Source organism: Pseudomonas macauensis (genome assembly GCF_047902425.1).
Lineage (GTDB): Bacteria > Pseudomonadota > Gammaproteobacteria > Pseudomonadales > Pseudomonadaceae > Pseudomonas.
Genome location: NZ_CP138377.1, coordinates 3,880,699 through 3,904,271, shown reverse-complemented (window position 1 = coordinate 3,904,271; position 23,573 = coordinate 3,880,699). Strand labels below are relative to the sequence as shown.

21 protein-coding genes, 1 other RNA gene and 1 pseudogene are annotated in these 23,573 nt (G+C 65.8%); 14 read left to right on the top strand and 9 right to left on the bottom strand.

Features of this window, described 5'->3' with window-relative positions:
* Positions 1-122: 122 nt before the first annotated feature.
* Positions 123-1,256, bottom strand: a complete 1,134-nt coding sequence (locus tag SD196_RS17885) for an alkane 1-monooxygenase (protein WP_343572975.1) — start codon at positions 1,254-1,256, stop codon at positions 123-125.
* A gap of 182 nt (positions 1,257-1,438) precedes the next feature.
* Between SD196_RS17885 and SD196_RS17880 the strand changes: the two genes are divergently transcribed.
* The 6 genes from SD196_RS17880 to SD196_RS17855 all read left to right on the top strand — a co-directional run bounded on the left by SD196_RS17880 (position 1,439) and on the right by SD196_RS17855 (position 10,054).
* Positions 1,439-2,098: a GntR family transcriptional regulator gene (locus SD196_RS17880; RefSeq protein WP_331318891.1), complete on the top strand. Its 660-nt coding sequence runs from the start codon at positions 1,439-1,441 to the stop codon at positions 2,096-2,098.
* 18 nt (positions 2,099-2,116) lie between these two features.
* Positions 2,117-5,605: a chromosome segregation protein SMC gene (smc, locus tag SD196_RS17875; protein WP_416310496.1), complete on the top strand. Its 3,489-nt coding sequence runs from the start codon at positions 2,117-2,119 to the stop codon at positions 5,603-5,605.
* Positions 5,606-5,901: 296 nt separating this feature from the next.
* Positions 5,902-6,795, top strand: a complete 894-nt coding sequence (zipA, locus tag SD196_RS17870; RefSeq protein ID WP_275611163.1) for a cell division protein ZipA — start codon at positions 5,902-5,904, stop codon at positions 6,793-6,795.
* A 100-nt stretch (positions 6,796-6,895) separates the two neighbouring features.
* Positions 6,896-9,289: an NAD-dependent DNA ligase LigA gene (gene ligA / locus SD196_RS17865; protein WP_343572981.1), complete on the top strand. Its 2,394-nt coding sequence runs from the start codon at positions 6,896-6,898 to the stop codon at positions 9,287-9,289.
* 53 nt (positions 9,290-9,342) lie between these two features.
* Positions 9,343-9,621, top strand: a complete 279-nt coding sequence (locus tag SD196_RS17860) for an HU family DNA-binding protein (protein WP_416310495.1) — start codon at positions 9,343-9,345, stop codon at positions 9,619-9,621.
* A 55-nt stretch (positions 9,622-9,676) separates the two neighbouring features.
* A complete protein-coding gene (locus SD196_RS17855) occupies positions 9,677-10,054 on the top strand; it encodes a hypothetical protein (RefSeq protein ID WP_275611165.1) in 378 nt (125 codons plus the stop codon).
* Between the two features lie 6 nt (positions 10,055-10,060).
* Here SD196_RS17855 and SD196_RS17850 read toward each other — a convergent pair whose 3' ends face one another.
* A complete protein-coding gene (locus tag SD196_RS17850; protein WP_343572984.1) occupies positions 10,061-10,429 on the bottom strand; it encodes a hypothetical protein in 369 nt (122 codons plus the stop codon).
* A 240-nt stretch (positions 10,430-10,669) separates the two neighbouring features.
* Here SD196_RS17850 and ffs point away from each other — a divergent pair.
* Positions 10,670-10,766: signal recognition particle sRNA small type (ffs, locus tag SD196_RS17845), an RNA gene on the top strand.
* 80 nt (positions 10,767-10,846) lie between these two features.
* Here the strand turns inward: ffs and SD196_RS17840 are convergent.
* Positions 10,847-11,569, bottom strand: a complete 723-nt coding sequence (locus tag SD196_RS17840) for a substrate-binding periplasmic protein (protein WP_275611167.1) — start codon at positions 11,567-11,569, stop codon at positions 10,847-10,849.
* A 153-nt stretch (positions 11,570-11,722) separates the two neighbouring features.
* Between SD196_RS17840 and dnaX the strand changes: the two genes are divergently transcribed.
* The 3 genes from dnaX to recR all read left to right on the top strand — a co-directional run bounded on the left by dnaX (position 11,723) and on the right by recR (position 14,982).
* Positions 11,723-13,888 carry a DNA polymerase III subunit gamma/tau gene (gene dnaX, locus SD196_RS17835; protein ID WP_416310494.1) on the top strand — a complete coding sequence of 722 codons (2,166 nt, stop codon included), beginning with the start codon at positions 11,723-11,725 and terminating at the stop codon, positions 13,886-13,888.
* 39 nt (positions 13,889-13,927) lie between these two features.
* Complete coding sequence (locus SD196_RS17830; protein WP_009619439.1) at positions 13,928-14,254, top strand: YbaB/EbfC family nucleoid-associated protein; 327 nt, start codon at positions 13,928-13,930, stop codon at positions 14,252-14,254.
* Positions 14,255-14,382: 128 nt separating this feature from the next.
* On the top strand, positions 14,383-14,982 hold the full coding sequence (gene recR, locus SD196_RS17825) for a recombination mediator RecR (protein ID WP_275611169.1): 600 nt from the start codon (positions 14,383-14,385) through the stop codon (positions 14,980-14,982).
* Here recR and SD196_RS17820 read toward each other — a convergent pair.
* Together SD196_RS17820 and SD196_RS17815 are read right to left on the bottom strand one after the other, a co-directional pair.
* Positions 14,979-15,452 carry a GNAT family N-acetyltransferase gene (locus SD196_RS17820; protein ID WP_275611170.1) on the bottom strand — a complete coding sequence of 158 codons (474 nt, stop codon included), beginning with the start codon at positions 15,450-15,452 and terminating at the stop codon, positions 14,979-14,981. The two genes, recR and SD196_RS17820, sit on opposite strands and share 4 nt — an antisense overlap.
* A complete protein-coding gene (locus SD196_RS17815; protein WP_416310493.1) occupies positions 15,446-15,889 on the bottom strand; it encodes a rhodanese-like domain-containing protein in 444 nt (147 codons plus the stop codon). Before SD196_RS17815 ends, SD196_RS17820 begins: the two co-directional genes overlap by 7 nt.
* Positions 15,890-15,983: 94 nt before the next feature.
* Between SD196_RS17815 and ftrA the strand changes: the two genes are divergently transcribed.
* Both ftrA and SD196_RS17805 read left to right on the top strand, forming a co-directional pair.
* Positions 15,984-16,952: a transcriptional regulator FtrA gene (gene ftrA, locus SD196_RS17810; RefSeq protein WP_416310492.1), complete on the top strand. Its 969-nt coding sequence runs from the start codon at positions 15,984-15,986 to the stop codon at positions 16,950-16,952.
* A gap of 76 nt (positions 16,953-17,028) precedes the next feature.
* Positions 17,029-18,177, top strand: coding sequence for an acyl-CoA dehydrogenase family protein (locus SD196_RS17805; protein ID WP_275611173.1), 1,149 nt, complete (start codon positions 17,029-17,031; stop codon positions 18,175-18,177).
* Positions 18,178-18,227: 50 nt separating this feature from the next.
* On the opposite strand, the gene SD196_RS17800 is transcribed toward SD196_RS17805, so the two are convergent.
* Both SD196_RS17800 and SD196_RS17795 read right to left on the bottom strand, forming a co-directional pair.
* A complete protein-coding gene (locus SD196_RS17800) occupies positions 18,228-19,196 on the bottom strand; it encodes an AraC family transcriptional regulator (RefSeq protein WP_275611174.1) in 969 nt (322 codons plus the stop codon).
* Positions 19,196-19,729: an OsmC family protein gene (locus tag SD196_RS17795; protein ID WP_370599711.1), complete on the bottom strand. Its 534-nt coding sequence runs from the start codon at positions 19,727-19,729 to the stop codon at positions 19,196-19,198. Before SD196_RS17795 ends, SD196_RS17800 begins: the two co-directional genes overlap by 1 nt.
* Positions 19,730-19,910: 181 nt before the next feature.
* Here SD196_RS17795 and SD196_RS17790 point away from each other — a divergent pair, with 181 nt between their 5' ends.
* The gene (locus SD196_RS17790; protein ID WP_275611176.1) at positions 19,911-20,183 is read left to right on the top strand and encodes a DUF4242 domain-containing protein; all 273 of its coding nucleotides are present in this window, start codon (positions 19,911-19,913) and stop codon (positions 20,181-20,183) included.
* Positions 20,184-20,203: 20 nt separating this feature from the next.
* On the top strand, positions 20,204-21,016 hold the full coding sequence (locus SD196_RS17785; protein WP_416310491.1) for a class I SAM-dependent methyltransferase: 813 nt from the start codon (positions 20,204-20,206) through the stop codon (positions 21,014-21,016).
* Positions 21,017-21,088: 72 nt separating this feature from the next.
* Here SD196_RS17785 and SD196_RS17780 read toward each other — a convergent pair whose 3' ends face one another.
* Both SD196_RS17780 and SD196_RS17775 read right to left on the bottom strand, forming a co-directional pair.
* Entirely contained in the window at positions 21,089-21,979 is an 891-nt protein-coding gene (locus SD196_RS17780; protein ID WP_416310490.1) for an SDR family NAD(P)-dependent oxidoreductase, read from the bottom strand.
* Positions 21,976-23,555: pseudogene (locus tag SD196_RS17775) on the bottom strand (flavin-containing monooxygenase). The gene SD196_RS17780 and the pseudogene SD196_RS17775 overlap by 4 nt, the downstream one beginning before the upstream one ends.
* Positions 23,556-23,573: the final 18 nt, after the last annotated feature.

Below are 23,573 nucleotides of genomic sequence, written 5' to 3'. Positions count from 1 at the left end.
GTGTTGTTGGCTCTTCTGAGGGGCGATGAGCTTCGCGAGCAAGCTCGCTCCTACAGGGGCGGCAGAACGAAAAAAGGCGGCAAGCCGGGGTAGGGCTTGCCGCCAAGGCGTGGAACGCGGGGTCAGGCTTGCTGGGAAGCGCTCAACTGGTATTCCTCGCCGGCGTAGTAGGCACGCACGCGGCGGTCCATCACGGCGCGCCAGAGCGGCGGAAACAGGGCGAGGACGATCATCCCGGCATAGCCATTGGGCAGTTGCGGGCTTTCGTCGAAGTGCCGCAGTACCTGGTAGCGCCGCTTGGCGTTGGCGTGGTGGTCGGAATGCCGCTGCAGGTGGAAGAGGAACAGGTTGGTCAGCAGGAAGTTGCTGTTCCAGGAATGCTCATGGGTGGTCCGCTCGTAGCGCCCGGACTCCAGTCGGCGGCGGTGCAGACCGTAATGCTCGACGTAGTTGACGATCTCCAGCAGGGTGAAGGCCATCACCGACTGGCCGATGAAATAGATCGCGCCGATCCAGCCGAAGGCGACGCTGAAGCCGGCCAGGAACAGCGCGCTGATCACGTACCACCCGATCAGCTCGTTGCGCCAGTGCAGCGCCGGCAGCCCCTTGCGTTTCAAGCGCTCGCTCTCCAGCTTCCAGGCGTTGAGGAAGTTGTGCTTGTAGGCATGGGGCAGGAAGGCATACAGACTCTGGCCGTAGCGCGATGACGAGGCGTCTTCCGGCGTGGAGACATGCACGTGATGCCCGCGCACATGCTCGACCTTGAAGCCCGCGTAGCACACCGCTGCCAGCAGCAGGCCGCCGGCGTTCTGCTCAAGCTCCGGGTCCTTGTGGATCAGCTCGTGGGACACGGTGATGCCGATGGCGCCCATCACGGTGCCCACCGAGAGAATCCAGCCCAACTGGCCGACCCAGTTCCAGGCGTCATAGGTGGCCAGCACCCAGCCGCCGTAGATCAGCATGCCCAGCAGCAGCGGCACCGTCGCCAGGCTGAGGAAACGGTAGTAGCCCTCGCGCTCCATGGGCGGCACGTCGTCGATCTCGTCCGGGTTGGCCGGATCGCGGCCGACCACGAAGTCCAGCAGCGGGATCACCCCGAACACCACGGTGATCACCAGCCAGGCCCAAGCGTTGGGGTGGTCGCTGCCATACGACCACCAATAGCTGACGGGGATGCCGAAGACCGGCACCAGCCAGATCCAGTAACCGGCCTTTTTCAGGCGCAGCATCCAGGCGGGGGAAAGGAAGGCGAGCATGGGCGACTCCCGAACAGTCTTTATGTAGGATTGTCCGACAATCGTGCGCCCGTTCTTCCCGTCGGACGCACCAACCTTCGTTCTGTCGTCCACCTGCCGTAGGGGATGGCGCGGTAACACCCTGTGTTACACTTCGCGACCGCATTACCCCCTCGAAAGCGCCCCGACCATTAAGGACAACCATGACGTTCAAGGCCCCGGACAGCCTGGCTGAGCAGATCGCGCACCACCTTGCCGAACGCATCATCCGGGGCGAACTCAAGGAGCGTGAGCGCATCCAGGAACAGAAGGTCACCCAGACCCTCAACGTCAGCCGTGGCTCGGTGCGCGAGGCGCTGCTGATCCTTGAGCGCCGCCATCTGGTGGTGATCCTGCCGCGCCGGGGGGCGCAGGTCTCCGAACTCTCTGCCAGCCACGTGGAAAGCCTGTATTCGTTGGTCACCGAGCTGTACATCATGCTTGCCAGCAGCGTGGCCCGGCGCTGGCGCGAAGAGGGCGACCTGCAGCCGTTCCTGGCGATCCAGCAGCGCCTGCTCGACAACCTCGAACGCGGCGATATCAACGCCTTCGTCGAATCCAGCTTCGACATCATGCGCGCCGCCTTCCCGTTCGCCGCCAACCCCTACCTGCAGGAAACCGTGGAAAACCTCCTGCCGGCCATCAGTCGCACCTATCATCTGGCCCTGGAGCGCCGCAAAGGCGAAATGAGCCAGTTCATCGGCAGCTTCGAGCAATTGCTCCGCGCCGTGGTCGGACGTGACGAGGCGGCGATCCGCGAGGTGCTGCTCGATTACAGTCGGCGCAACAGCCAACTGGTCCTGGCCGCGCTGGCCGAACGATAAGCATCCGGGGGAGGGCGCATGCGGCTCAAGTGCATCAAGCTGGCGGGCTTCAAGTCCTTCGTCGACCCGACGACGGTCAGTTTCCCGAGCAACATGGCGGCGGTGGTCGGCCCCAACGGTTGCGGCAAGTCCAACATCATCGACGCCGTTCGCTGGGTAATGGGTGAAAGTTCGGCGAAGAACCTCCGTGGCGAGTCGATGACCGACGTCATCTTCAATGGCTCCAACACCCGCAAGCCGGTGACCCAGGCGTCCATCGAACTGGTGTTCGACAACTCCGACCAGACCCTGCTGGGCGAGTACGCCAGCTACACCGAGATTTCCATTCGCCGCCGCGTCACCCGCGACGGCCAGAACACCTACTTCCTCAACGGCACCAAGTGCCGGCGCCGCGATATCACGGATATCTTCCTCGGCACCGGCCTGGGCCCGCGCAGCTACTCGATCATCGAACAGGGCATGATCTCCAAGCTGATCGAGGCCAAGCCGGAGGACCTGCGCAACTTCATCGAGGAAGCCGCCGGCATCTCCAAGTACAAGGAGCGCCGCCGCGAGACCGAGAACCGCATCCGCCGCACCCAGGAAAACCTGGCGCGCCTGACCGACCTGCGCGAAGAGCTGGAGCGCCAGCTGGAACGCTTGCACCGCCAGGCCCAGTCGGCGGAGAAGTACCAGGAGTTCAAGGCCGAGGAGCGTACGCTCAAGGCTCAGCTCGGCGCCCTGCGTTGGCGCGACCTGAACGAACAGGTCGGGCAGAAGGAGCGGGTGATCGGCGATCAGGAGGTGGCCTTCGAGGCCCTGGTGGCCGAGCAGCGCAGCGCCGACGCCAGCATCGAGCGCCTGCGCGACGGCCATCACGAGCTGTCGGAAAGCTTCAATCAGGTCCAGGGCCGCTTCTACTCCGTGGGCGGCGACATCGCCCGTGTCGAGCAGAGCATCCAGCACGGCCAGCAGCGCCTGCGCCAGTTGCAGGACGACCTGCGCGAGGCTGAAAAGTCCCGCCAGGAAACCGAATCCCACCTGGGCCACGACCGCACGCTGCTGTCCACGCTGGTCGAGGAACTGGAGCGTCTGGCCCCGGAACAGGAAATCAGCGCCGCCGCCGCCGAAGAGGCGACCGTTGGCCTGGAAGAAGCCGAACAGCGCATGCACGATTGGCAGCAGCGCTGGGATGCCTTCAACCAGCAGAGCGCCGAGCCGCGCCGCGAAGCGGAAGTGCAGCAGTCGCGCATCCAGCACCTGGAACTGAGCCTGGAGCGCCAGGGTGAGCGCCAGCGCCGTCTGAACGACGAGCGCGCGCAATTGGCCGCCGATCCGGAAGATGCCGCGATTCTCGAACTGGGTGAGCAGGTCGCCGCCATCGAGCTGCTGCTGGAAGAGTTGCAGATCGAAGAGCAGGAGCTGGCCGAGCGCCTGGAGCGCGTACGTCAGTCCCTGCAGGAAAGCACCGCCGCGCAGCACCAGGCGCATGGCGAATTGCAGCGCCTGAACGGCCGCATCTCCTCGCTGGAGGCGTTGCAGCAGGCCGCGCTCGATCCGGGCGATGGCACCGCGCAATGGCTGCGTCAGCAGGGCCTGGAGCAGCGTCCGCGTCTCGCCGAAGGCCTGCGTGTGCAGCCGGGCTGGGAGCTGGCGGTGGAAACCGTGCTCGGCGCCGACCTGCACGGCGTGCTGCTGGATGACGTGAAAGGCTTGCCGTTCGACGCGCTGGAAAAGGGCGAGCTGCGCCTGCTTGATCTGGCCGCCGGCGCCGTTTCCCGTCCCGGCAGCCTGCTGGAAAAGGTCGAGACCAAGGTTGACCTGAGCTACTGGCTGGGCCGCGTGCGCCCGGTGGAGAGCCTCGACCAGGCGCTGGCGCAGCGCGCTTCGCTGGGTGATGGCGAAAGCCTGATCAGCCGTGATGGCTACTGGGTCGGCCGCAACTTCCTGCGCGTGCGCCGTGGCGAGTCCGCCGATGGCGGCGTGCTGGCGCGCGGCCAGGAGCTGGAGCGCCTGTACGCCGAACGCGAGACGCTGGAGCAGCGCCTGGCGGAAGTTGAAGAACAACTGGTGCGCCTGCGTGATGAGCAGCGTCAGTCCGAGGAAGGCCGCGACCAGGTGCGCCGCCGTCTGCAGGACGAAGGCCGCCGCCAGGGCGAGCTGAAGGCGCAGCTGTCCGCGCAGCAGGCCAAGGTCGAACAGCTGACCCTGCGCCGTCGCCGTCTGGACGAGGAACTGGCCGAGCTGGCCGAGCAGCACGCCATCGAGCAGGAGCAGTTGGGTGAGGCCCGCCTGAGCCTGCAGGAAGCGCTGGACGCCATGGCGGTCGACACTGAGCGCCGCGAAGCCCTGCTGGCCGAGCGCGACGGCATGCGCGAGAAGCTCGACCGCATCCGCCAGGAGTCCCGCCAGCACAAGGATCATGCCCACCAATTAGCGGTGCGCGTCGGTTCCCTGCGCGCCCAGCACGAATCCACTCGCCAGGCGCTGGAGCGCCTGGACAGCCAGGCGGTGCGCCTGGTCGAGCGCTGCGAGCAGCTCAGCCTCAATCTGGAGGAGGGCGCCGCGCCGCTGGAAGAGCTGCGCATGCGCCTGGAAGAACTGCTCGACCGGCGCATGGCCGTCGAGGACGAGCTCAAGCACGCGCGCCTCGCGCTGGAAGACGCCGACCGCCAACTGCGTGATGCGGAGAAGCGCCGCACCCAGGCCGAGCAGCAGTCGCAACTGCTGCGTGGCCAGCTGGAGCAGCAGCGCATGGAATGGCAGGCCCTGAGCGTGCGGCGCAAGTCGCTGCAGGAGCAGCTCCACGAAGACGGCTACGACCTGCATGGCGTGCTCGGCACCTTGCCGCACGACGCCGCCGAAAAGGTCTGGGAAACCCGCCTGGAAGAGCTGGCCGCGCGCATCGGTCGCCTGGGCCCGATCAACCTCGCGGCGATCGAGGAATACCAGCAGCAATCCGAGCGCAAGCGCTACCTGGATGACCAGAACGATGACCTGGTGGAAGCGCTGGACACCCTGGAAAACGTGATCCGCAAGATCGACAAGGAAACCCGCAACCGCTTCAAGGAAACCTTCGACCAGATCAATGCTGGCCTTCAGGCATTGTTCCCCAAGGTTTTCGGCGGTGGTCATGCTTATCTGGAACTTACCGGCGAGGATCTACTCGATACCGGGGTGGCGATCATGGCGCGCCCGCCGGGCAAGAAGAACAGCACCATCCATCTGCTGTCCGGCGGCGAGAAGGCTCTGACCGCCCTGGCGCTGGTGTTTGCGATCTTCCAGCTGAACCCGGCACCGTTCTGTATGCTCGACGAAGTCGATGCGCCGCTGGACGATGCCAACGTCGGCCGTTATGCGCGGCTGGTGAAGGAGATGTCGGAGAAAGTGCAGTTCATCTATATCACCCACAACAAGATCGCCATGGAGATGGCCGATCAATTGATGGGTGTGACGATGCACGAACCGGGTTGTTCGCGACTGGTGGCAGTGGATGTCGAGGAGGCGGTGGCGCTGGCCGAAGCCTGATCCGGATACAACTTGCCAGGCTAGTTCGGAATACTGGGCTACGCTTGTAAGGCATTGATTATATTGAGGTAGCCATCGCGCCAGGGACGAACTCGCGATAGGCTATGAAAAGTTGCAAAGAGCAGGCGGAGTGTCGCCACAAGCAGTGTAAAGTTGCGTGCGAGCGTGTTAGCTTAACGCCCACTTTTGTATCGCGTGGAAAACATCATTCAGAACATGAAGTTGGCTCCACGTTTTCAAGGGATAGGATGTCCTTTTTTTCATCATCATTTTTTGTTCAGGGGCTACGGGATTAGATGGATATCGGTCTGCGCGAATGGCTGATCGTCATTGGGCTTATCGTGATCGCCGGCATTCTGTTCGACGGCTGGCGTCGTATGCGGGGTGGCAAGGGCAAGTTGCGCTTCAAACTGGATCGCCACTTCGCCAACCAGCCTGACGATGGGGATGACAGCAACCCCGAACTGCTCGGGCCGTCCCGCGTGGTCGAGCATCGCGAGCCGGCGCTTGACGAGGAAGACCTGCCCAAGGTCAGCGCCAAGGACTCCCGAGGCAAGCGTCGCGGTGAGCCGCGCCAGGGCGACCTGAACCTGGACGACCCGGCGCCGAACCTGCTCGGCCCGCTGGACGAGGAAGATTTCCCCAACCCGCTGGACGAAGCCCCGCAGGAAAAGGAAAAGCCCAGGAAGGAACGCAAGAAGGACAAGGAGCGCGCCGCAGCCCCGGCCGCTGCTGCTTCCTCCGCGCCTCTGGCTCCGGTCGAGGAAGTGCTGATCATCAACGTCATCAGCCGCGACGAAAACGGTTTCAAGGGCCCGGCCCTGCTGCAGAACATCCTGGAAAGCGGCCTGCGCTACGGCGAGATGGACATCTTCCACCGCCACGAGAGCATGGCCGGCAACGGCGAAGTGCTGTTCTCCATGGCCAACGCGGTCAAGCCGGGCACCTTCGATCTGGACAACATCGACCAGTTCAGCACCCGCGCCGTGAGCTTCTTCCTCGGCCTGCCGGGGCCGCGCCATCCCAAGCAGGCGTTCGACGTGATGATCGCCGCCGCCCGCAAGCTGGCCCAGGAGCTCAATGGCGAGCTGAAGGACGAGCAGCGCAGCGTGATGACCGCTCAGACCATCGAGCACTACCGCCAGCGCATCATCGACTTCGAGCGGCGTGCGCTGACCCAGAAGCGCTAAGCTTTCCGCACGCCGACCACACAAGCCCCAAGCCACCCTTGGGGCTTTGCGTTTCTAGCCGCCACCCTCTCAAGAAGAAACAGCCGCCCGAGATTCCCGCATGACCGACTCCCAGACCGCTGCCGAACGCATTGCCCAGCTGCGCAGCGAGCTCGACGACCACAACTATCGCTACTACGTGCTCGACGAGCCCAGCGTGCCGGATGCCGAGTACGACCGCCTGTTCCGCGAGCTGAAGGCGCTGGAAACCGAGCATCCCGAGCTGATCACCCCCGAGTCGCCGACCCAGCGCGTCGGCGGGGCAGCGGCTTCGGCCTTCGGCGAGGTGCGTCACGAGGTGCCGATGCTCAGCCTGGGCAACGCCTTCGAGGAGCAGGACCTGAACGACTTCGACCGTCGCGTGCGCGAAGGCCTGGCCGACCAGCTGCCGTCCTCCGACCTGTTCGGCGGCGGCGCCGAGGTGGAATACAGCTGCGAGCCCAAGCTGGATGGCCTGGCGGTCAGCCTGTTGTACGAAAACGGTTTGCTCACCCGTGGTGCCACCCGTGGCGATGGCACCACCGGCGAAGACATCAGCGTCAACGTGCGCACCATCCGCAACGTGCCGCTGCGCCTCAAGGGCGAGGGCTGGCCGGCGGTGCTGGAAGTGCGTGGCGAAGTCTTCATGTCCAAGGCTGGCTTCGAGGCGCTCAACGAGCGGCAGATGGAGGCCGGTGGCAAGACCTTTGCCAACCCGCGTAATGCCGCGGCCGGCAGCCTGCGTCAGCTGGATTCGAAGATCACCGCCAGCCGCCCGCTGGAGTTCTGCTGCTACGGCTTCGGCCGCGTCGAAGGCGGTACGCTGCCGGGCACCCAGATTGGCATCCTCGAAGCCTTGAAAGGCTGGGGCATTCCGATCAGTCGCGAGCTGAAGCTGGCCAAGGGCGTCGAAGGCTGCCGCGCCTACTACGAGGACATCGGCGCCCGCCGCGACAGCCTCGCCTACGAGATCGATGGCGTGGTGTTCAAGGTCAACCGCATCGATTTCCAGCGCGAACTGGGCTTCCGCGCTCGCGAACCGCGCTGGGCCATCGCCCACAAGTTCCCGGCCCGCGAAGAGCTCACCGAACTGCTCGACGTGGAGTTCCAGGTCGGACGTACGGGGGCCGTGACCCCCGTGGCGCGCCTGAAGCCCGTGCAGGTGGCTGGGGTGACCGTGTCCAACGCCACCTTGCACAACATGGACGAAGTCGCCCGCTTGGGCCTGATGATCGGTGACACCGTGATCATTCGCCGCGCCGGCGACGTGATCCCGCAGGTCATGCAGGTGGTCACCGAGCGCCGCCCGGCGGATGCGCGCCAGGTGCAGATCCCCACCGAGTGCCCGGTGTGTGGCTCGCAGGTCGAGCGTACCCAGCTGGTCAAGCGCAGCAAGGGCAAGGAATCGGTCAGCGAAGGCGCCATCTACCGCTGCGTCGGCCGGCTGTTCTGCCAGGCGCAGCTCAAGCAGGCGATCATCCACTTCGTCTCGCGCCGCGCCATGGACATCGACGGCCTCGGCGACAAGATCGTCGAGCAACTGGTAGACAAGGGCCTGGTGAAATCGCCGGCCGACCTCTACACCCTGACCTATGAACAGGTCATCGAGTTGGAAGGCTTCGCCGAAGTTTCCACGCGCAACCTGCTGGGCTCCATTGCCGAGAGTCGCAAGCCGAGCCTGGCGCGTTTCATCTTCGCCCTGGGCATCCCCGATGTGGGCGAGGAGACCGCCAAGCTGCTGGCACGCTCCCTGGGCTCGCTGGCGCGCGTGCAGAAGGCGTTGCCGGAGGTGCTGACCTACCTGCCGGACGTAGGCGCGGAAGTGGCCTATGAGATCCACAACTTCTTCGATGACGAGCACAACCGCACCGTCATCGCCGAGCTGCTCGATCCGGGGCACGGCGTTCAGTTGCAGGAGGAGGGCGAGGTTTCCGCCGAATTCGCCGCCTGTGCGACCCTGGCCGGCTTCATCGACAAGCTGAACATTCCCTTCATTGCCGCCACCGGCGCCGAGAAGCTGGCCGACAAGACCGGCAGCCTCGACGCGCTGATCGCCCTCAGCCAGGACTGGCTGGATCTCAGTACGCTCAAGGGCGTGAATGAAAAGGCCAAGCAGTCCGTGCGCGAATACTTTGCCGACGCCGCCCGCGTCGAGCGCGCCAAGGCCGTCGAAGCGCAGTTGCTGGACTTCGGCATGCACTGGCGCAGCGAGCGCAAGGTGGTCGAAGGTCTGCCGTTGGCCGGCCAGACCTGGGTGCTCACCGGCACCCTGGAGGCCATGAGCCGCGACGTCGCCAAGGAAAAACTCGAAAGCCTGGGCGCCAAGGTGGCTGGTTCGGTCTCGGCCAAGACCCATTGCGTGGTGGCCGGACCGGGCGCGGGCTCAAAGTTGGCCAAGGCCCAGGAACTCGGCGTCGCCGTGATGGACGAAGAGCAGCTGGTCAAGCTGCTGGCCGACCACGGCATCGGCGCCTGACACGCCTTTCTTCCGATCAAAGAATCACGATCAATGCATCAAGGAGCTATTCCATGCCCATGACCAAGGACCAACTGGTTCGCGACATCGCCGAATCCCTCGACCTGACCCAGGCCGCCGTACGCGGTGTGTTCGAGCAACTGGCGCAGATCGCCCAGGATGCCCTGGAGAACGATGGCGAGCTGACCCTGCCGGGCATCGGCAAGCTCAAGGTCAGCGAGCGCGCCGCCCGTACCGGCCGCAACCCGCAGACCGGCAAGGCCATCCAGATCGCCGCGAAGAAGTCGGTTCGCCTGGTCCCGGCCAAGGCCCTGGTCGACAGCCTGAACTGATCGGCAGGCCCGCTCCGCGCCAGGCGGAGCGGGTCGTCCGCTAGCGGAGAGCGAGATGGACAAGGCAAGAAAGCAGCGCCTGATCGGCGTGGCGGCGCTGGTGTTGCTGTTCGGGGCCTACGTGGCCTGGACCGAGCGCCCGCAGATCGTCCTGCACTATGACGCTCAGGGTGGGGCGGCGGTGAGCTACAGCTACAAGGAAAATGGCGAGGAAACCCTCGCGGGCGAGATCAAGCCGGGCGAGGCGCGCACCTTCCCGCTGCGCCTGCTGCGTTCGGGTGAATACCGCGTGGCCTTCCAGTTCCACCAGGGCGCGGAGCGCTACTCCACCTTCAGCACCCGTCCGGGCTACAGCAAGATGGACCTGTTCATCGGGCCGAACCTGGAAGTCTCCACCCAGCCTCGGCCCGAAGGGCTGATTCAGGCGCAGTGACGCCCGTTACAGGTACTCGGCCACCAGCACCACGTTGCGCTCGGCACCGGCGGTGCCGCCTGCCGTCATGGCGCGGATGATGTTATCGGTACCGCCGGTGGCTGTGACCTCCGGCCCCAGCGCGCGCCCTTTGGTATCTGTCAGCCGATAGTGCTTGCTGGGCAGCCCGCCGCGTGGCTCGTTCAGTTGCATGAGCATCGTCTGGTTGCATCGGCGGACTTGTACCTGGGTGCTGCTGGTGGTTGCATCCCGCAGCCGGAACTGGCAGCTGTCTTCGACAACGGCGCCAGTGAACTGGACCACGACACCAGCAGCCATGAGTTGACTGCTGAAAAGCGTGGTCAGGAGGGTGGTGGATCGCAGGGCAATAGGCATGTCGGCATTCCTCGCTCGATAATGGCCGCCTCGGATGGGCGTGCCGTTCCTCAAGCTTCGGTGTTGCTCACGAATTCTGAAGTTTATGTAGGGCAATTCTCTGTCTTATTGCGGTGATTCGTGAATTGCGTCAGGAATTGCTTGAAGGACGAGCCTAAGTGCTTGAAGTGCTTGTAACTTGCGAACAAGCCGCTACAATGGCGCGGCTCGTCGATCTGGCGAGATTCGCGATGGTGGCCCTGTCGGTCCCCCCGCAACGATTACCTGTTAACCTGGTCAGGTCCGGAAGGAAGCAGCCATAGCGGGAACATCGTGTGCCGGGGTGTGGCTGGCGGGGCCGCCTCCATTTCAGGGCCAGGAAAATCGCTCCGCCGTTCCGGACGTCGAGCCCAGGCCCTCGCTCCGCGCCGCATCACCTCAGCGATAGTGGCTGAGGATCCGCTCGATCTCTCCAGAAGCCTTCAATGCCGCCAGCGCCGAAAGCACATCGTCGGCGGGCTCTTCCGGGCTGTCCAGTACCAGGCACGACAGAGGGGTTTCCTCGATGATGCTGGCGGGCGTCAGACGCTGGTCCTGGGGGAGCGAGCGGTTGAACCAGTCCAGGGCGATTTCGCTGCTGATCGCGTACTGGTAGCGACCAATTTGCAGCTTCTTGAGTACCAGTTCCTGATTGCGCGCTTCGTCGCGGGTTGCCCGGCCGCTGTCCAGTACCGGCTGCAGGCGCGGGTAGTGGTAGCCGAGTACGGTGCCGATGGCCTGGCCGGAAAGGCTCTGCAAGTCGCCCTTGAGGCCGGCGCGACTGACCAGCAGGTCGCGCTGGACCATCAGCGGTACGCTCCAGCGGTAATCGTGGAAATCGTGCTCGGTCCAGGCCGGGGCGACGTAGCAGCGTACGTCCACCGTATGGCTGAGCAACGCCTGCTCTACGCGGGCGCGGGGCAGGATATGGAAGACCGGCGGCCGATGTACCTGGCGGGCGACCTCGGTGAACAGTTCGAGGAGAATACCGCCGGTCAGCTTGCCGTCTTCGATTCGTGCCAGGGGCATCGCCCAACTGTCGACTACCGAGAAGCGCAGTGGGCGATCCTCGGCAAGGGCGACGGCAGAGCTGAACAGCAGGACGATGGCGAGCAGGCGCATCTAGACTCCGATGGCGGCGTGGTGGCGACACAATGCCTGTACGGATCAGGGGTTGCCAAGATGTACTAACGGCCAGAGCGGACATCGGGTGCAATTTACGGTCCGCTTCGCTAGGATTAGCCCACTTCTGCTCACCTGTCGCGATGGATATCAATGAGTTATCAGGTTCTTGCCCGCAAATGGCGTCCGCGTTCGTTCCGCGAAATGGTCGGCCAGACCCATGTGCTCAAGGCCCTGATCAACGCACTGGACAATCAGCGCCTGCACCACGCCTACCTGTTCACCGGTACCCGCGGCGTGGGCAAGACCACCATCGCCCGCATCCTGGCCAAGTGCCTGAATTGCGAGACGGGCGTCAGCTCCACTCCGTGTGGCCAGTGCTCGGTCTGCCGCGAGATCGATGAAGGCCGCTTCGTCGACCTGATCGAAGTCGACGCCGCCAGCCGCACCAAGGTCGAGGACACCCGCGAACTGCTCGACAATGTGCAGTACTCGCCGACCCGCGGGCGCTACAAGGTTTACCTGATCGACGAAGTGCACATGCTCTCCAGCCACAGCTTCAACGCCCTGTTGAAGACCCTGGAGGAGCCGCCGCCCCACGTGAAGTTCCTGCTCGCCACCACCGATCCGCAGAAGCTGCCGGTCACCATTCTCTCGCGCTGCCTGCAGTTCTCCCTGAAGAACATGCCGCCGGAGCGGGTGGTGGAGCACCTGACCCACGTACTGGGCGCCGAGAACGTGCCCTTCGAGGAAGATGCCCTGTGGCTGCTCGGTCGCGCGGCCGACGGCTCCATGCGCGATGCCATGAGCCTCACCGACCAGGCGATTGCCTTTGGTGAAGGCAAGGTGCTGGCCGCCGATGTGCGCGCCATGCTCGGAACCCTGGACCACGGCCAGGTCTACGGCGTGCTCCATGCCTTGCTGGAGGGCGACGCCCGCGCGCTGCTCGAAGCAGTGCGCCATCTGGCCGAGCAAGGCCCGGACTGGGGTGGTGTACTGGCTGAAATGCTCAACGTGCTGCACCGCGTGGCCATCGCCCAGGCGCTGCCCGAGGCGGTGGACAACGGTCAGGGCGACCGTGACCGCGTATTGGCGCTGGCCCAGGCGCTGCCTGCCGAGGACGTGCAGTTCTACTACCAGATGGGCTTGATCGGCCGCCGCGACCTGCCGTTGGCGCCCGATCCCCGTGGCGGCTTCGAGATGGTGCTGTTGCGCATGCTGGCCTTCCGCCCGGCCGATGCCGAGGGCGCACCGAGGTCGCCACTAAAGGACCTGGGGATCAGCAAGGCCACGGCTGATTCCAACCCGAACCCAGTGGCCGGCGCCGCCGTTGCGGCGCCGGTTGCATCCATTGCGCCGCCGCCCGTTGCCGCGCCAGTAGCCCCGGTCGCCGAGGTTGCGCCGGCTGTTGCAGCGTCCCAACCTCAAACGGCTCCGGCTCCGGCTCCGGCTCCGGCTCCGGCTCCGGCTCCGGCTCCGGCTCCGGCTCCGGCTCCAGTCGTGGAAGCTGCGCCCGTTGCTGCGTCTGCGCCGGTGATCGAATCGGCTCCCGTCCCGGTTGAACCGCAGCCGGAAGTGGCTGCCGTGGCCGAGCCTGTTGCTCCTGCCGTGGAACCGGAACCGCCCGTTGCCGAAGCGCCGGTCGACCTGCCGTGGGACGAACCCGCTGCGCCAGTTGCCGCCGCTCCCGCGCCAGTCGAGCCTGCTGCACCTGCACCTGCGGTAGCTGTGTCTGCCCCGGCACCGGTAGAAGCGCCTGCTCCGGTCGTAGCCGAAGCCCCGGCCGAGGACGACGATCGCGACGAAGAGCCGCCGCCCGCCGAGGACTACTACGAAGTCGACATGGAGTCCTATGGCTATCTGGAGAGCGAAGCGCAGCAGGAAGCCTCCGAGCCGGAACCCGAGCCTGCCGCCATGCCGGCGACCGGTCTTGCCGCCGAATGGCTGGACCTGTTCCCGCGCCTGGGCCTGGCAGGCATGACCGCCAGCATCGGCGCCAACTGCACCCTGGCGGCGGTAGACGGCGACAATTGGCACCTGCACCTGGACCCGGGGCAGAGCGCGCTGTTCAACCCCAACCAGCAGCGTCGCCTCAACGATGCGCTGAACCAGTTCCACGGCCGCACCCTGACCCTGCAGGTGACCCTGCAGAAGCCCGAACAGGAAACCCCGGCCCAGGCCGCCGCGCGCAAGCGCGCCGAGCGTCAGCGCCAGGCCGAGGCGTCCATTGCCGCCGACCCCTACGTGCTGCAGATGAAACAACAGTTCGCCGCGGTCGTCCGCGACGGTACCATCGAACCCCTGGAGGCGAAGGCTTGAGTGCCGGCGCCGACAACTGAACGAATCGAGGAACTCGACATGATGAAAGGTGGCATGGCCGGCCTGATGAAGCAGGCCCAGCAGATGCAGGAAAAGATGCAGAAGATGCAGGAAGAGCTGGCCAACGCCGAAGTGACCGGTCAATCCGGCGCCGGCTTGGTGAGCGTGGTGATGACCGGTCGCCACGACGTCAAGCGCGTCTCCCTGGATGACAGCCTGATGCAGGAAGACAAGGAAATCCTCGAAGACCTGATCGCCGCCGCGGTGAACGACGCCGTACGCAAGATCGAGCAGAACAACCAGGAAAAGATGGCGGGCATGACCGCTGGCATGCAGCTCCCGCCCGGCTTCAAGATGCCTTTCTGATCCAGGCTTTTCCCCTGTAGGAGCGAGCTTGCTCGCGAACGCTCTACCGGCCCTCGCGGTTGGGCAGGGTTCGCGAGCAAGCTCGCTCCTACAGTCGTTCTGACCCTCCTAAAACCCGAGACCGCCCCATGAGCTTCAGCCCGCTGATCCGCCAACTGATCGACGCCCTGCGCACCCTGCCCGGAGTGGGGCAGAAGAGTGCCCAGCGCATGGCGCTGCAGCTGCTGGAGCGTGACCGCAGCGGCGGCCTGCGCCTGGCCCAGGCGCTGACCCAGGCGATGGAAGGCGTCGGCCACTGCAAGCAGTGCCGCACGTTGTCCGAAGATGAATTCTGCCCGCAGTGTTCCGATCCGCGCCGCGACGACAGCCTGTTGTGCGTGGTGGAAGGCCCGCTGGACGTGTTCGCCGTCGAGCAGACCGGCTATCGCGGGCGCTATTTCGTGCTCAAGGGCCATCTTTCGCCGCTGGACGGCCTCGGCCCGGAAGCCATCGGCATTCCCGAGCTGGAAGCGCGGATCAAGGCCGGCAGCTTCAGCGAAGTCATCCTCGCCACCAACCCGACGGTGGAAGGCGAGGCGACCGCCCATTACATCGCCCAACTGCTCGGTGGCAGCGGCCTGGTCCTGTCGCGCATCGCCCACGGTGTGCCGCTGGGGGGCGAATTGGAACTGGTGGACGGCGGCACCCTGGCCCACGCCCTGGCGGGCCGCCGCCCCATCAGTAATTAAGTTCGCGCCAGGCAGTCCAGCGCCGGTGCGTCCATTTCGTAGGCTATCCATTTCCTTTCGCGCCGGCCGCCCAGGCGGCCGTAGAAGCGCCCGGCCGCATCGTTGCCGGCCAGGACGTCCCAGAGCAGCCGTCCAGCGCCCTGGTCCCGTGCCCAGCTCGCCACACATTGCATGAGCCGCTCGCCGATGCCGCGATTGCGTCCATTCTCCACGACATACAGCTCCTTCAGCCGCACAGTCGGGCGCAGGTCGTAGGTGAAAGGAATGCTCAGCGCGACGGCATAGCCCTGGAGCGTGTCCGATTCGGCGACAAACACCTGGCATTGCGCTGCCGGCCCGAAAGCCCGGATGCGCAATGCGTCGGCGTCCACCGCGAACTCGTCGATATAGCCCTCGAACGCCGCCAGCTCGCGCATCAGTTCGAGCAGGGTCGGAACATCCTCCGGTCTTGCCGCACGGATCTTCAGCATGCGCAGGCGATGCCTTCGCCGTCCTGACGCAGCGGCTCACCGGCTACGCCGACCAGGGGCAGGCCCTCATCCAGCCAGCCGGTCACGCCGCCGATCATCTCCTTCACCGGCAGACCCAGTGCGGCGAGCTTCGCGGCCGCGCGGTGCACGCCGTTGCAGTGCGGACCGGCGCAATAGACCACGAACAGGGTGCCAGACGGAAATTGCGCCATGCGCCGCGTGTCGATCTCCCGCGTTGGCAGGTTCAGCGCGCCGGGCACGTGGCCGCGGGCGTAGGCGGCGGCGTTGCGCACGTCGAGCAGGACGAAGTCGACGTCGCCGTCCTGCCACGCGGCGTTCACGTCCGAGCAATCGGTCTCGAAGGCCAGTCGACGGCTGAAGTGGGTGAGGGCATCGGCGGGCAGGGCGGCGGGGATCTGGCTGACAAGGTTGGGCATGGCGAGGCTCCTGTGGAAGACAGGAGCCACTGTAAGGCGGGGCAAAAGTCCGTTACAGTGGCGGTCTGGACAGTGATCGGAAGTTTTCCGCCAAATGCAGCGTGACCCCCTGGACGTCGCCGTTCTCGCCTACGACGGCCTGTGCACCTTCGAATTCGGCATCGCCGTGGAGATGTTCGGACTGCCTCGTCCGGAGTTCGATTTTCCCTGGTACCGCCAACGCATCGTTGCCGTGGACGAGGGGCCGATGCGCGCGCTGGGCGGTGTGCGGGTGCTGGCCGACGCTGGCCTGGAAGCGATGGTGACGGCCGGCACCATCATCGTTCCCGGCTGGCGCAATCGTGCCGAGGCGCCTCCGGCCGAGCTGGTCGCGGCGCTGCAAAGGGCGCATGCCGAAGGCGCACGGTTGCTGTCGATCTGCTCCGGTGTCTTTGTCCTGGCCGCCACTGGACTGCTCGATGGCCTGCGAGCGACCACGCACTGGCGCTATGCCGGGGAGTTGGCCTCGCGATTTCCCGCCATCGAGGTCGATGCCCAGGTGCTCTACGTGGATGCCGGGCGGGTGATCACTTCCGCCGGCAGCGCGGCCGGTATCGACGCCTGCCTGCATCTGGTGGCGCGGGACTTCGGCGCGCAGGTCGCCAACACCGTCGCGCGCCGGCTGGTGATGTCGCCGCAGCGCGGAGGCGGGCAGGCCCAGTTCATTCCCGCGCCCGTGGCCAAGGCGCCGCGTCACGATCTCGCTGGGCTGCTGGACTGGGCCCGGCAGCGATTGGACCGCTCGATTTCCGTAGGTGAACTGGCGAGCCGCGTGGCGATGAGCGAACGCACCTTCCTGCGGCGTTTCAGCGAAGCCACCGGCATGACGCCCAAGGCTTGGCTGCAGCACGAGCGCATGGCCCGCGCCCGCGAGCTGCTGGAGATCAGTTCCGACAGTATCGAACGAATCGCCGAGCAATGCGGTTTTGGCACCGTGGAAAGCTTCCGCAATGCCTTCCGTGGCGCGGCGGGGCTGGCGCCCTCGGCGTATCGCGAGCGCTTCGGGACGGCGCATCTGCCCTAGTCGATGGCGGGTGTCTCGCCTTGTAAACCAAGCAAGCGCTCGGTAAGTTTTCAGGCAAGTCGCCTGGAGCCTTGCCATGTCCGTGTTCACCGATTACTTCGATGACAGTCACCGCCTGGTCCGTGACAGCGTGCGGCGCTTCGTCGAACGGGAAATCCTGCCCCATGTCGCCGACTGGGAGGAAGCCGAAGAGTTTCCCCGTGAGCTGTACCGCAAGGCCGGCGAGGCCGGCATCCTCGGCATCGGCTACCCCGAAGCCCTGGGCGGCAGTCATGAGGGCGACCTGTTCGCCAAGGTGGCGGCCAGCGAGGAGTTGATGCGTTGTGGCTCCGGAGGATTGGTGGCGGGCCTGGGCTCGCTGGATATCGGTCTGCCGCCGCTGATCAAGTGGGGCAGCCCGGAGCTGCGTGAGCGCATTGCGCCGCAGGTGCTGGCCGGCGAGAAGATCATGGCGCTGGCGGTCACCGAGCCGTCCGGCGGCTCCGATGTGGCCAGCCTGAAGACCCGTGCCGTGCGCGACGGCGATCATTACCGGGTGAGCGGCAGCAAGACCTTCATCACCAGCGGCGTGCGCGCCGACTATTACACCGTGGCGGTGCGCACCGGCGGCGACGGTTTCGGTGGCGTCAGCCTGCTGCTGGTGGAGAAGGGCACGCCGGGTTTCACCGTCAGCCGCAAGCTGAAGAAGATGGGCTGGTGGGCTTCCGACACCGCCGAACTGTTCTTCGACGACTGCAAGGTGCCGGTGCAGAACCTGATCGGTGCCGAGAACATGGGCTTTGCCTGCATCATGGCGAACTTCCAGAGCGAGCGCCTGGCCCTGGCGATCATGGCCAACATGACCGCGCAGCTGGCGCTGGAAGAGGCGTTGGCCTGGTGCCGCGAGCGCGAGGCGTTCGGCAAGCCGATCGGCAAGTTCCAGGTGCTCAAGCATCGCTTGGCGGAGATGGCCACGCAGGTGGAGGTCTCCCGCGAGTTCACCTACCGGCAGGCGGCGAAGATGGCCGCCGGCAAGAGTGTGATCAAGGAAATCTCCATGGCCAAGAACTTCGCCACCGATGTCGCCGACCGGGTGACCTACGACGCGGTGCAGGCCCTGGGCGGCATGGGCTACATGCGCGAGAGCCTGGTGGAGCGGCTGTACCGCGACAACCGCATCCTCTCCATCGGCGGCGGCACGCGGGAGATCATGAACGAGATCATCGCCAAGCAGATGGGGTTGTAACTAGCACAGACCGCTTTTCGTAGGAGCGAGCAAGCTCGCTCCTACGAAAGCTAAAGCCGCGCGCTTGCCGCCTGGCTGCGTCGCCACGCGGCCGGCGGACAGCCATATTCGCGGCGGAAGGCGCGGCTGAAGGCCGTATCCGTCTGGTAGCCGACATCCTCGGCGATGCGCGCCAGCGGGGCGTTGCTGCCGCGCAGGAGGTTGGCGGCCAGGAGCATCCGCCACTGGGTCAGGTACTGCATGGGCGGGCAGCCGACCAGGCACTGGAAGCGCTCGGCCAGCACCGAGCGCGAGGTGCCGGCGCAGCGGGCCAGTTCTTCCAGGCTCCAGGCGTGGGCGGGTGATTTGTGCAGCTCGCCAAGGGCACTGCCGACGATGCGATCGTGCAGTCCGGCCAGCCAGCCCGTGCGCTCTTCACCTTGCTGCGCCATGTACAGGCGCAGCACTTCGATGAACAGCACTTCCGCCAGCTTGGCCAGCACACCGGCGCCGCCGGGGCGGGGAGAGCGCGCCTCGGCCAGGGCGTAGCGCACCGAGGACTCCAACCAGGCACCCGCCGCGGACCCACGCACGTTGACCTTCACCAACGCCGGCAGGCCGGCCAGCAGCAGCCGTGCCAGGCGCGCGTCGCAGGCCAGGTAGCCACACACCAGCCGGGTCGTCGCGCCGCCGCCGCCGTAGGCCAGCTGCCGGGGGCGACGTGCCAGCACCGCGTCCAGCCGTGCGCCACTGGCCGGTGGCACGCCGGGCTGCGACGTCATGCGGTGGGCATGGCCCTGGGGGAACAGCACCGCATCACCCGCCACCAGCTTTTCCGGTTCGGCCTTGCCCATCTCGACGAAGCATTCACCCTCGGTGATCAGGTGGAAGATCACCAACTGCTCGGCGCCGGGTTCCAGCAGTTCCACGACCGAGTCGGCGCGGGGCGACTGGTAGCACCAGGGGGCGGTGAAGCGCGCATTGATGAAGATCGCGCCCACCAGCCGCACCACGCGCAGGGTCTCCGAGAGCGCGTCCATCAGCCGGTGCCGTTGTCGATATCGAGCCGCACGGGCACGGCTTCGGCCAGCGCGCCGACCATGGGCGAAAGGTGGATGCCCTGTTCGACCAGTTTGCGCACATCAGCGTCCGAGGCTCCCGGAACGCTGATGCGTACCCGCAGGTGGATCTCCAACGGCCCGGTCACGGCGCGCAGGCCGTCCTCGCGCGCCAGCCCGAGCAGGCCATGCAGGTCGGTGTCGCTGGTGACTTCCACCTCCAGTCGTTCAGGCTGCATCCCGTGTTCGGCGGCCAGCATGGCGATGCGTGTGACGGCGCAGGAAGCCAGTGCCGCTCGCAGCAGCCAGCCTGGGCTGACCCGCTCGCCGCCGCCGCCCAGCTCCCGGGGCAGGTCGGTGTATACGGCGTTGCCGTCCGGATGCAGGGTGCGTGTCCTGCCGGCGCCTTCCCAGAGGGCCGTGGCGGGAACGTCCTGGATCTGCGCGACGGCGGGCCGCTGGCGCACCAGGCGTGCCAGTCGTTGTTGCGCAGCGAGGATGGTTTCCGAGCTCATGGACAGTCCCTCCGCCGGGGGGCTTTCAGAAATTCTGGGCGGGATATGGCCGGTGCGCCGGACCGCCGGACGATCGGGCAGGGAAGGGCGACGCTGGAGCAGGACGGCAACCGGTACCGGGCGCAGTATGAAGGTGCGGGAGGTTGCGGTCCCCGTCCGTTCCTACTCACTGGAGACTGCCATGCCCAAGTTCGTTATCGAGCGCGAAATCCCCGGCGCTGGAGCCCTGTCCGAGCGCGATTTCAAAGCCATCGCACAGAAGTCCTGCAAAGTCCTGAATCAGCTGGGACCGCAGATTCAATGGCTGCACAGCTACGTGGTCGACGACCGCATCTACTGCCTGTACATCGCCCCCGACGAGGCCACCGTGCGCGAGCACGCGAGCCTGGGCGGCTTCCCGGCGAACCGGATATCGCAGGTCGTCAACGTCATCGATCCGACCACCGCCGAATGAGCGCGCCTGGAGATGCACAGATGAGCACCGCTGTAGACCTCAATGCCCTGAAACAACGCCAGATGGCCACCTGGGCCAGCGGCGACTACGCCGTGATCGGCACGACCCTGCAGATCGTTGGCGAACGCCTGGCCGAAGCCTGCGACCTGCTCTGCGACGAGCGGGTGCTGGATGTCGCCGCCGGCAACGGTAATGCCACCCTGGCAGCAGCCCGGCGCGGTTGCCGGGTCGTGTCCACCGACTATGTGCCGCGCCTGCTGGAGCTGGGCGCTGAGCGTGCCCGCGCCGAGCATCTGGACGTGGGGTTCCGCGAGGCCGATGCCGAGGCGCTGCCCTTCGACGCGGGTAGTTTCGACGCCGTCGTCTCGACCTTCGGCGTGATGTTCACCCCCGACCAGCCGAAGGCGGCCGCGGAGCTGGCACGAGTCTGCCGCTCCGGCGGGCGCATTGGCCTGGCCAACTGGACGCCGGAAGGCTTCATCGGTCAGCTGTTCAAGGTGCTGGCGGGTTACATTCCGCCGGCTGCCGGCGTGCGCCCGCCGTCGGCCTGGGGGCGTGAGGAGCATCTGCGCGAGCTGTTCGGCGACTCGATCAGCGAGCTGCGTGCCTCGCGGCAGACCTTCAACTTCCGCTATCGCTCGGCGGCGCATTTCATCGAGGTCTTCCGCGACTGGTACGGCCCGCTGCACAAGGCCTTTGCCAACCTGCCGGAAGCCGAGGCGAAAGGGCTGGAGCGCGACCTGACGCAGCTGCTGGAGGCGAGCAATCGCGCCGGTCCGGCGTCGCTGGTGGTGCCCAGCGAGTATCTGGAGGTAGTGCTGACCCGCCGCTGAAACAACGCAAAAAAAAACGGCGCCCACCCAGGGGTAGCGGGTGGGCGCCGGTCCGAGAGGGAAAAGGGACTCTTACTTGGCTTCGACGCCTTCAGCGCCATGCTTGCGCTTGGGCTTGGGGGCGAAGCGCTTGGCCAGCTTCATGCTGCCGGTGACTACTTTCTGGTACCAGACCGGCAGCAGGCGCAGCATCAGGTCGATGGCGTGGGCGTCCGGGCCGATCAGGATGCGCCGTGAGTCACGCTCCACACCACGGATGATCACCTGCGCGGCCTTCTGCGGCGTGGTGCGCAGCAACTGGTCGTTGAACTGGGTGCGGGCGGCTTCGGCGTTCTGGCCGGTGACCTTGACCATGCTGTCGTTCATCCGCACGGTCTTGGCGATGTTGGTCTTGATCCCGCCCGGATGCACGCAGCTGGCCGACACGCCGCCGCGTTCCATGTCCAGTTCCTGGCGCAGCGACTCGGTGAAGCCGCGCACCGCGAACTTGGTGGCGTTGTAGGCACTCATGCCCGGCTGGGAGAACAGCCCGAACACGCTGGAGACGTTGACCACGTGGCCGTCGCCGGAAGCCTTCAGGTGCGGCAGGAAGGCCTTGGTGCCGTAGACCACGCCCCAGAAGTTGATGTTGGTGATCCATTCGTACTCTTCGTAGTCGCTGGCTTCCACGGTGCCGGCATGGGCGACGCCGGCGTTGTTGAACACCAGGTTGACCTTGCCGTGCTCGCGGGCGGCCTTGTCGGCCCAGGCGTGCACCTGCTCGCGGTCGGCGACGTTCACCGTGTCGATGGAGACGCGCACGCCGCTGGAGGTGAGCAACTGGCGGGTTTCCTCCAGGCCGGCGGCGTTCACGTCCGCCAGCGCCAGATGGCAGCCACGGGAGGCCAGTTCGATGGCCAGGGCGCGGCCGATGCCGGAGCCGGCGCCGGTAATGGCGGCAACCTTGTTCTCGAAGTTCTTCATGCCGGCACCTCCTCGGCGTGGCGTTGCGGTTGGACGACGGGGCTGCTCAGGGGCTTGGCCTTCAGATGATAGGCAGACGGGTCGAACTGGCTGGTCAGCGCGCGGAAGCGCCAGGTGAAGCCCGGCCACAGGGTGCAGTTGCGCCCGCTCACCGGGTGCAGGTACCAGCTCTTGCAGCCGCCGGTGTTCCACACGCTGTGGTTGAGTCCGCGTTGCAGCTTGGCGTTCCACTGGTCCTGGACTTCGCTCTTCACCTCGACGCTCTGCAGCTCGCGGCGGTCCATCAGCTTGATGGCGCCGAGCACATAGGCGATCTGCGATTCGATCATGTAGACCATGGAGTTGTGGCCCAGACCGGTGTTCGGGCCCATCAGGAAGAACAGGTTGGGGAAGCCACGGGTCATGGTGCCCTTGTAGGCTTCCGGGCCGTTCTGCCAGGTGTCGAGCAGGTCGACGCCGTCCTTGCCGAACACCACGCCGCGCGGGATCGGGTCGTTGGCGGTGAAGCCGGTGCCGAAGATGATGGCATCCACCTGCCGCTCGCGGCCGTCGCTGGTGATGATGCTGTTCGACTTGATCTCGCGGATGCCATCGGTGATCACCGAGGAGTTGGAGGCGGCCAGCGCCGGGTAGTAGTTGTGCGACATGAGCACGCGCTTGCAGCCGATGGTGTAGTCGGGGGTGAGCTTGCGGCGCAGGTCCGGGTCCTTGATCTGCTGGCGGATGAAGCGCTCGGCCAGCTTGCCCACCAGCTTCATCGCCCAGGGCGCGAAGGTGAAGCCCAGCACGCGGCCTTCGAGCATGCTGTAGAGCGCGCCGCGCCAGAGTTTCTGCACGGCCGGGAAGTGGCGGAAGCGTGCGCGCTCCTTCTCGCTGATGGCGCGGTCCGGCTTGGGCAGGATCCACGGCGCGGTGCGCTGGTAGAGGTCGAGCTTGGCCACCAGCGGCTGGATTTCCGGAACGAACTGGATGGCCGAGGCGCCGGTGCCGATCACCGCGACGCGCTTGCCCTTGAGGTCGTAGTCGTGGTCCCACTGCTGCGAGTGGAAGGCCTTGCCCTGGAAGTCCTCCAGGCCCTTGAGCGCAGGGATCGACGGGATCGACAGGGCGCCCATGCCCGAGACCACGGCCTTGGCGGTGTAGTGGTTGCCGGCGGCGTCGAACAGGTGCCAGAGCTGCTGCTGGTCGTTCCATTCGAAGCGCGCCATCTCGGTATTGAGCAGGGTCTTGTCTTCGAGGCGGTACTTCTTCCAGCAGTTCTCCAGGTAGGCGCGGATTTCCGGCTGGCGGGCGAACATGCGCGTCCAGTCCGGGTTCGGCTCGAAGGAGAAGGAGTAGACGTGGGATTGCACGTCGCAGGCGCAGCCCGGGTAGTTGTTGACCCGCCAGGTGCCGCCGACGCCGGCGTCCTTCTCGAACAGCAGGAAGTCGTTCTCGCCTTCCTGCTTCAAGCGGATCGCCATGCCCAGCCCGGAAAACCCGGTGCCGATGATGGCGACTTTGCAGTGTCTGGGGGCAGTCTTTGGTTGGGTACCCATTGCCAAGCTCCTGTTATGATTATTGCTGGCGTATACAACTGTCTACGTGGTGTGAA

Bases quoted from the DNA above. Each gene is read 5' to 3' on its own strand.
- dnaX (WP_416310494.1), top strand. From the start codon at position 11,723: ATGAGTTATCAGGTTCTTGCCCGCAAATGGCGTCCGCGTTCGTTCCGC.
- ligA (WP_343572981.1), top strand. From the start codon at position 6,896: ATGACCGACTCCCAGACCGCTGCCGAACGCATTGCCCAGCTGCGCAGC.
- SD196_RS17790 (WP_275611176.1), top strand. From the start codon at position 19,911: ATGCCCAAGTTCGTTATCGAGCGCGAAATCCCCGGCGCTGGAGCCCTG.
- zipA (WP_275611163.1), top strand. From the start codon at position 5,902: ATGGATATCGGTCTGCGCGAATGGCTGATCGTCATTGGGCTTATCGTG.
- SD196_RS17780 (WP_416310490.1), bottom strand. From the start codon at position 21,979: ATGAAGAACTTCGAGAACAAGGTTGCCGCCATTACCGGCGCCGGCTCC.
- SD196_RS17850 (WP_343572984.1), bottom strand. From the start codon at position 10,429: ATGCCTATTGCCCTGCGATCCACCACCCTCCTGACCACGCTTTTCAGC.
- SD196_RS17830 (WP_009619439.1), top strand. From the start codon at position 13,928: ATGATGAAAGGTGGCATGGCCGGCCTGATGAAGCAGGCCCAGCAGATG.
- SD196_RS17860 (WP_416310495.1), top strand. From the start codon at position 9,343: ATGCCCATGACCAAGGACCAACTGGTTCGCGACATCGCCGAATCCCTC.
- SD196_RS17800 (WP_275611174.1), bottom strand. From the start codon at position 19,196: ATGGACGCGCTCTCGGAGACCCTGCGCGTGGTGCGGCTGGTGGGCGCG.
- ftrA (WP_416310492.1), top strand. From the start codon at position 15,984: ATGCAGCGTGACCCCCTGGACGTCGCCGTTCTCGCCTACGACGGCCTG.
- SD196_RS17840 (WP_275611167.1), bottom strand. From the start codon at position 11,569: ATGCGCCTGCTCGCCATCGTCCTGCTGTTCAGCTCTGCCGTCGCCCTT.
- SD196_RS17880 (WP_331318891.1), top strand. From the start codon at position 1,439: ATGACGTTCAAGGCCCCGGACAGCCTGGCTGAGCAGATCGCGCACCAC.
- SD196_RS17795 (WP_370599711.1), bottom strand. From the start codon at position 19,729: ATGAGCTCGGAAACCATCCTCGCTGCGCAACAACGACTGGCACGCCTG.
- SD196_RS17785 (WP_416310491.1), top strand. From the start codon at position 20,204: ATGAGCACCGCTGTAGACCTCAATGCCCTGAAACAACGCCAGATGGCC.
- SD196_RS17815 (WP_416310493.1), bottom strand. From the start codon at position 15,889: ATGCCCAACCTTGTCAGCCAGATCCCCGCCGCCCTGCCCGCCGATGCC.
- recR (WP_275611169.1), top strand. From the start codon at position 14,383: ATGAGCTTCAGCCCGCTGATCCGCCAACTGATCGACGCCCTGCGCACC.
- smc (WP_416310496.1), top strand. From the start codon at position 2,117: ATGCGGCTCAAGTGCATCAAGCTGGCGGGCTTCAAGTCCTTCGTCGAC.
- SD196_RS17855 (WP_275611165.1), top strand. From the start codon at position 9,677: ATGGACAAGGCAAGAAAGCAGCGCCTGATCGGCGTGGCGGCGCTGGTG.
- SD196_RS17820 (WP_275611170.1), bottom strand. From the start codon at position 15,452: ATGCTGAAGATCCGTGCGGCAAGACCGGAGGATGTTCCGACCCTGCTC.
- SD196_RS17805 (WP_275611173.1), top strand. From the start codon at position 17,029: ATGTCCGTGTTCACCGATTACTTCGATGACAGTCACCGCCTGGTCCGT.
- SD196_RS17885 (WP_343572975.1), bottom strand. From the start codon at position 1,256: ATGCTCGCCTTCCTTTCCCCCGCCTGGATGCTGCGCCTGAAAAAGGCC.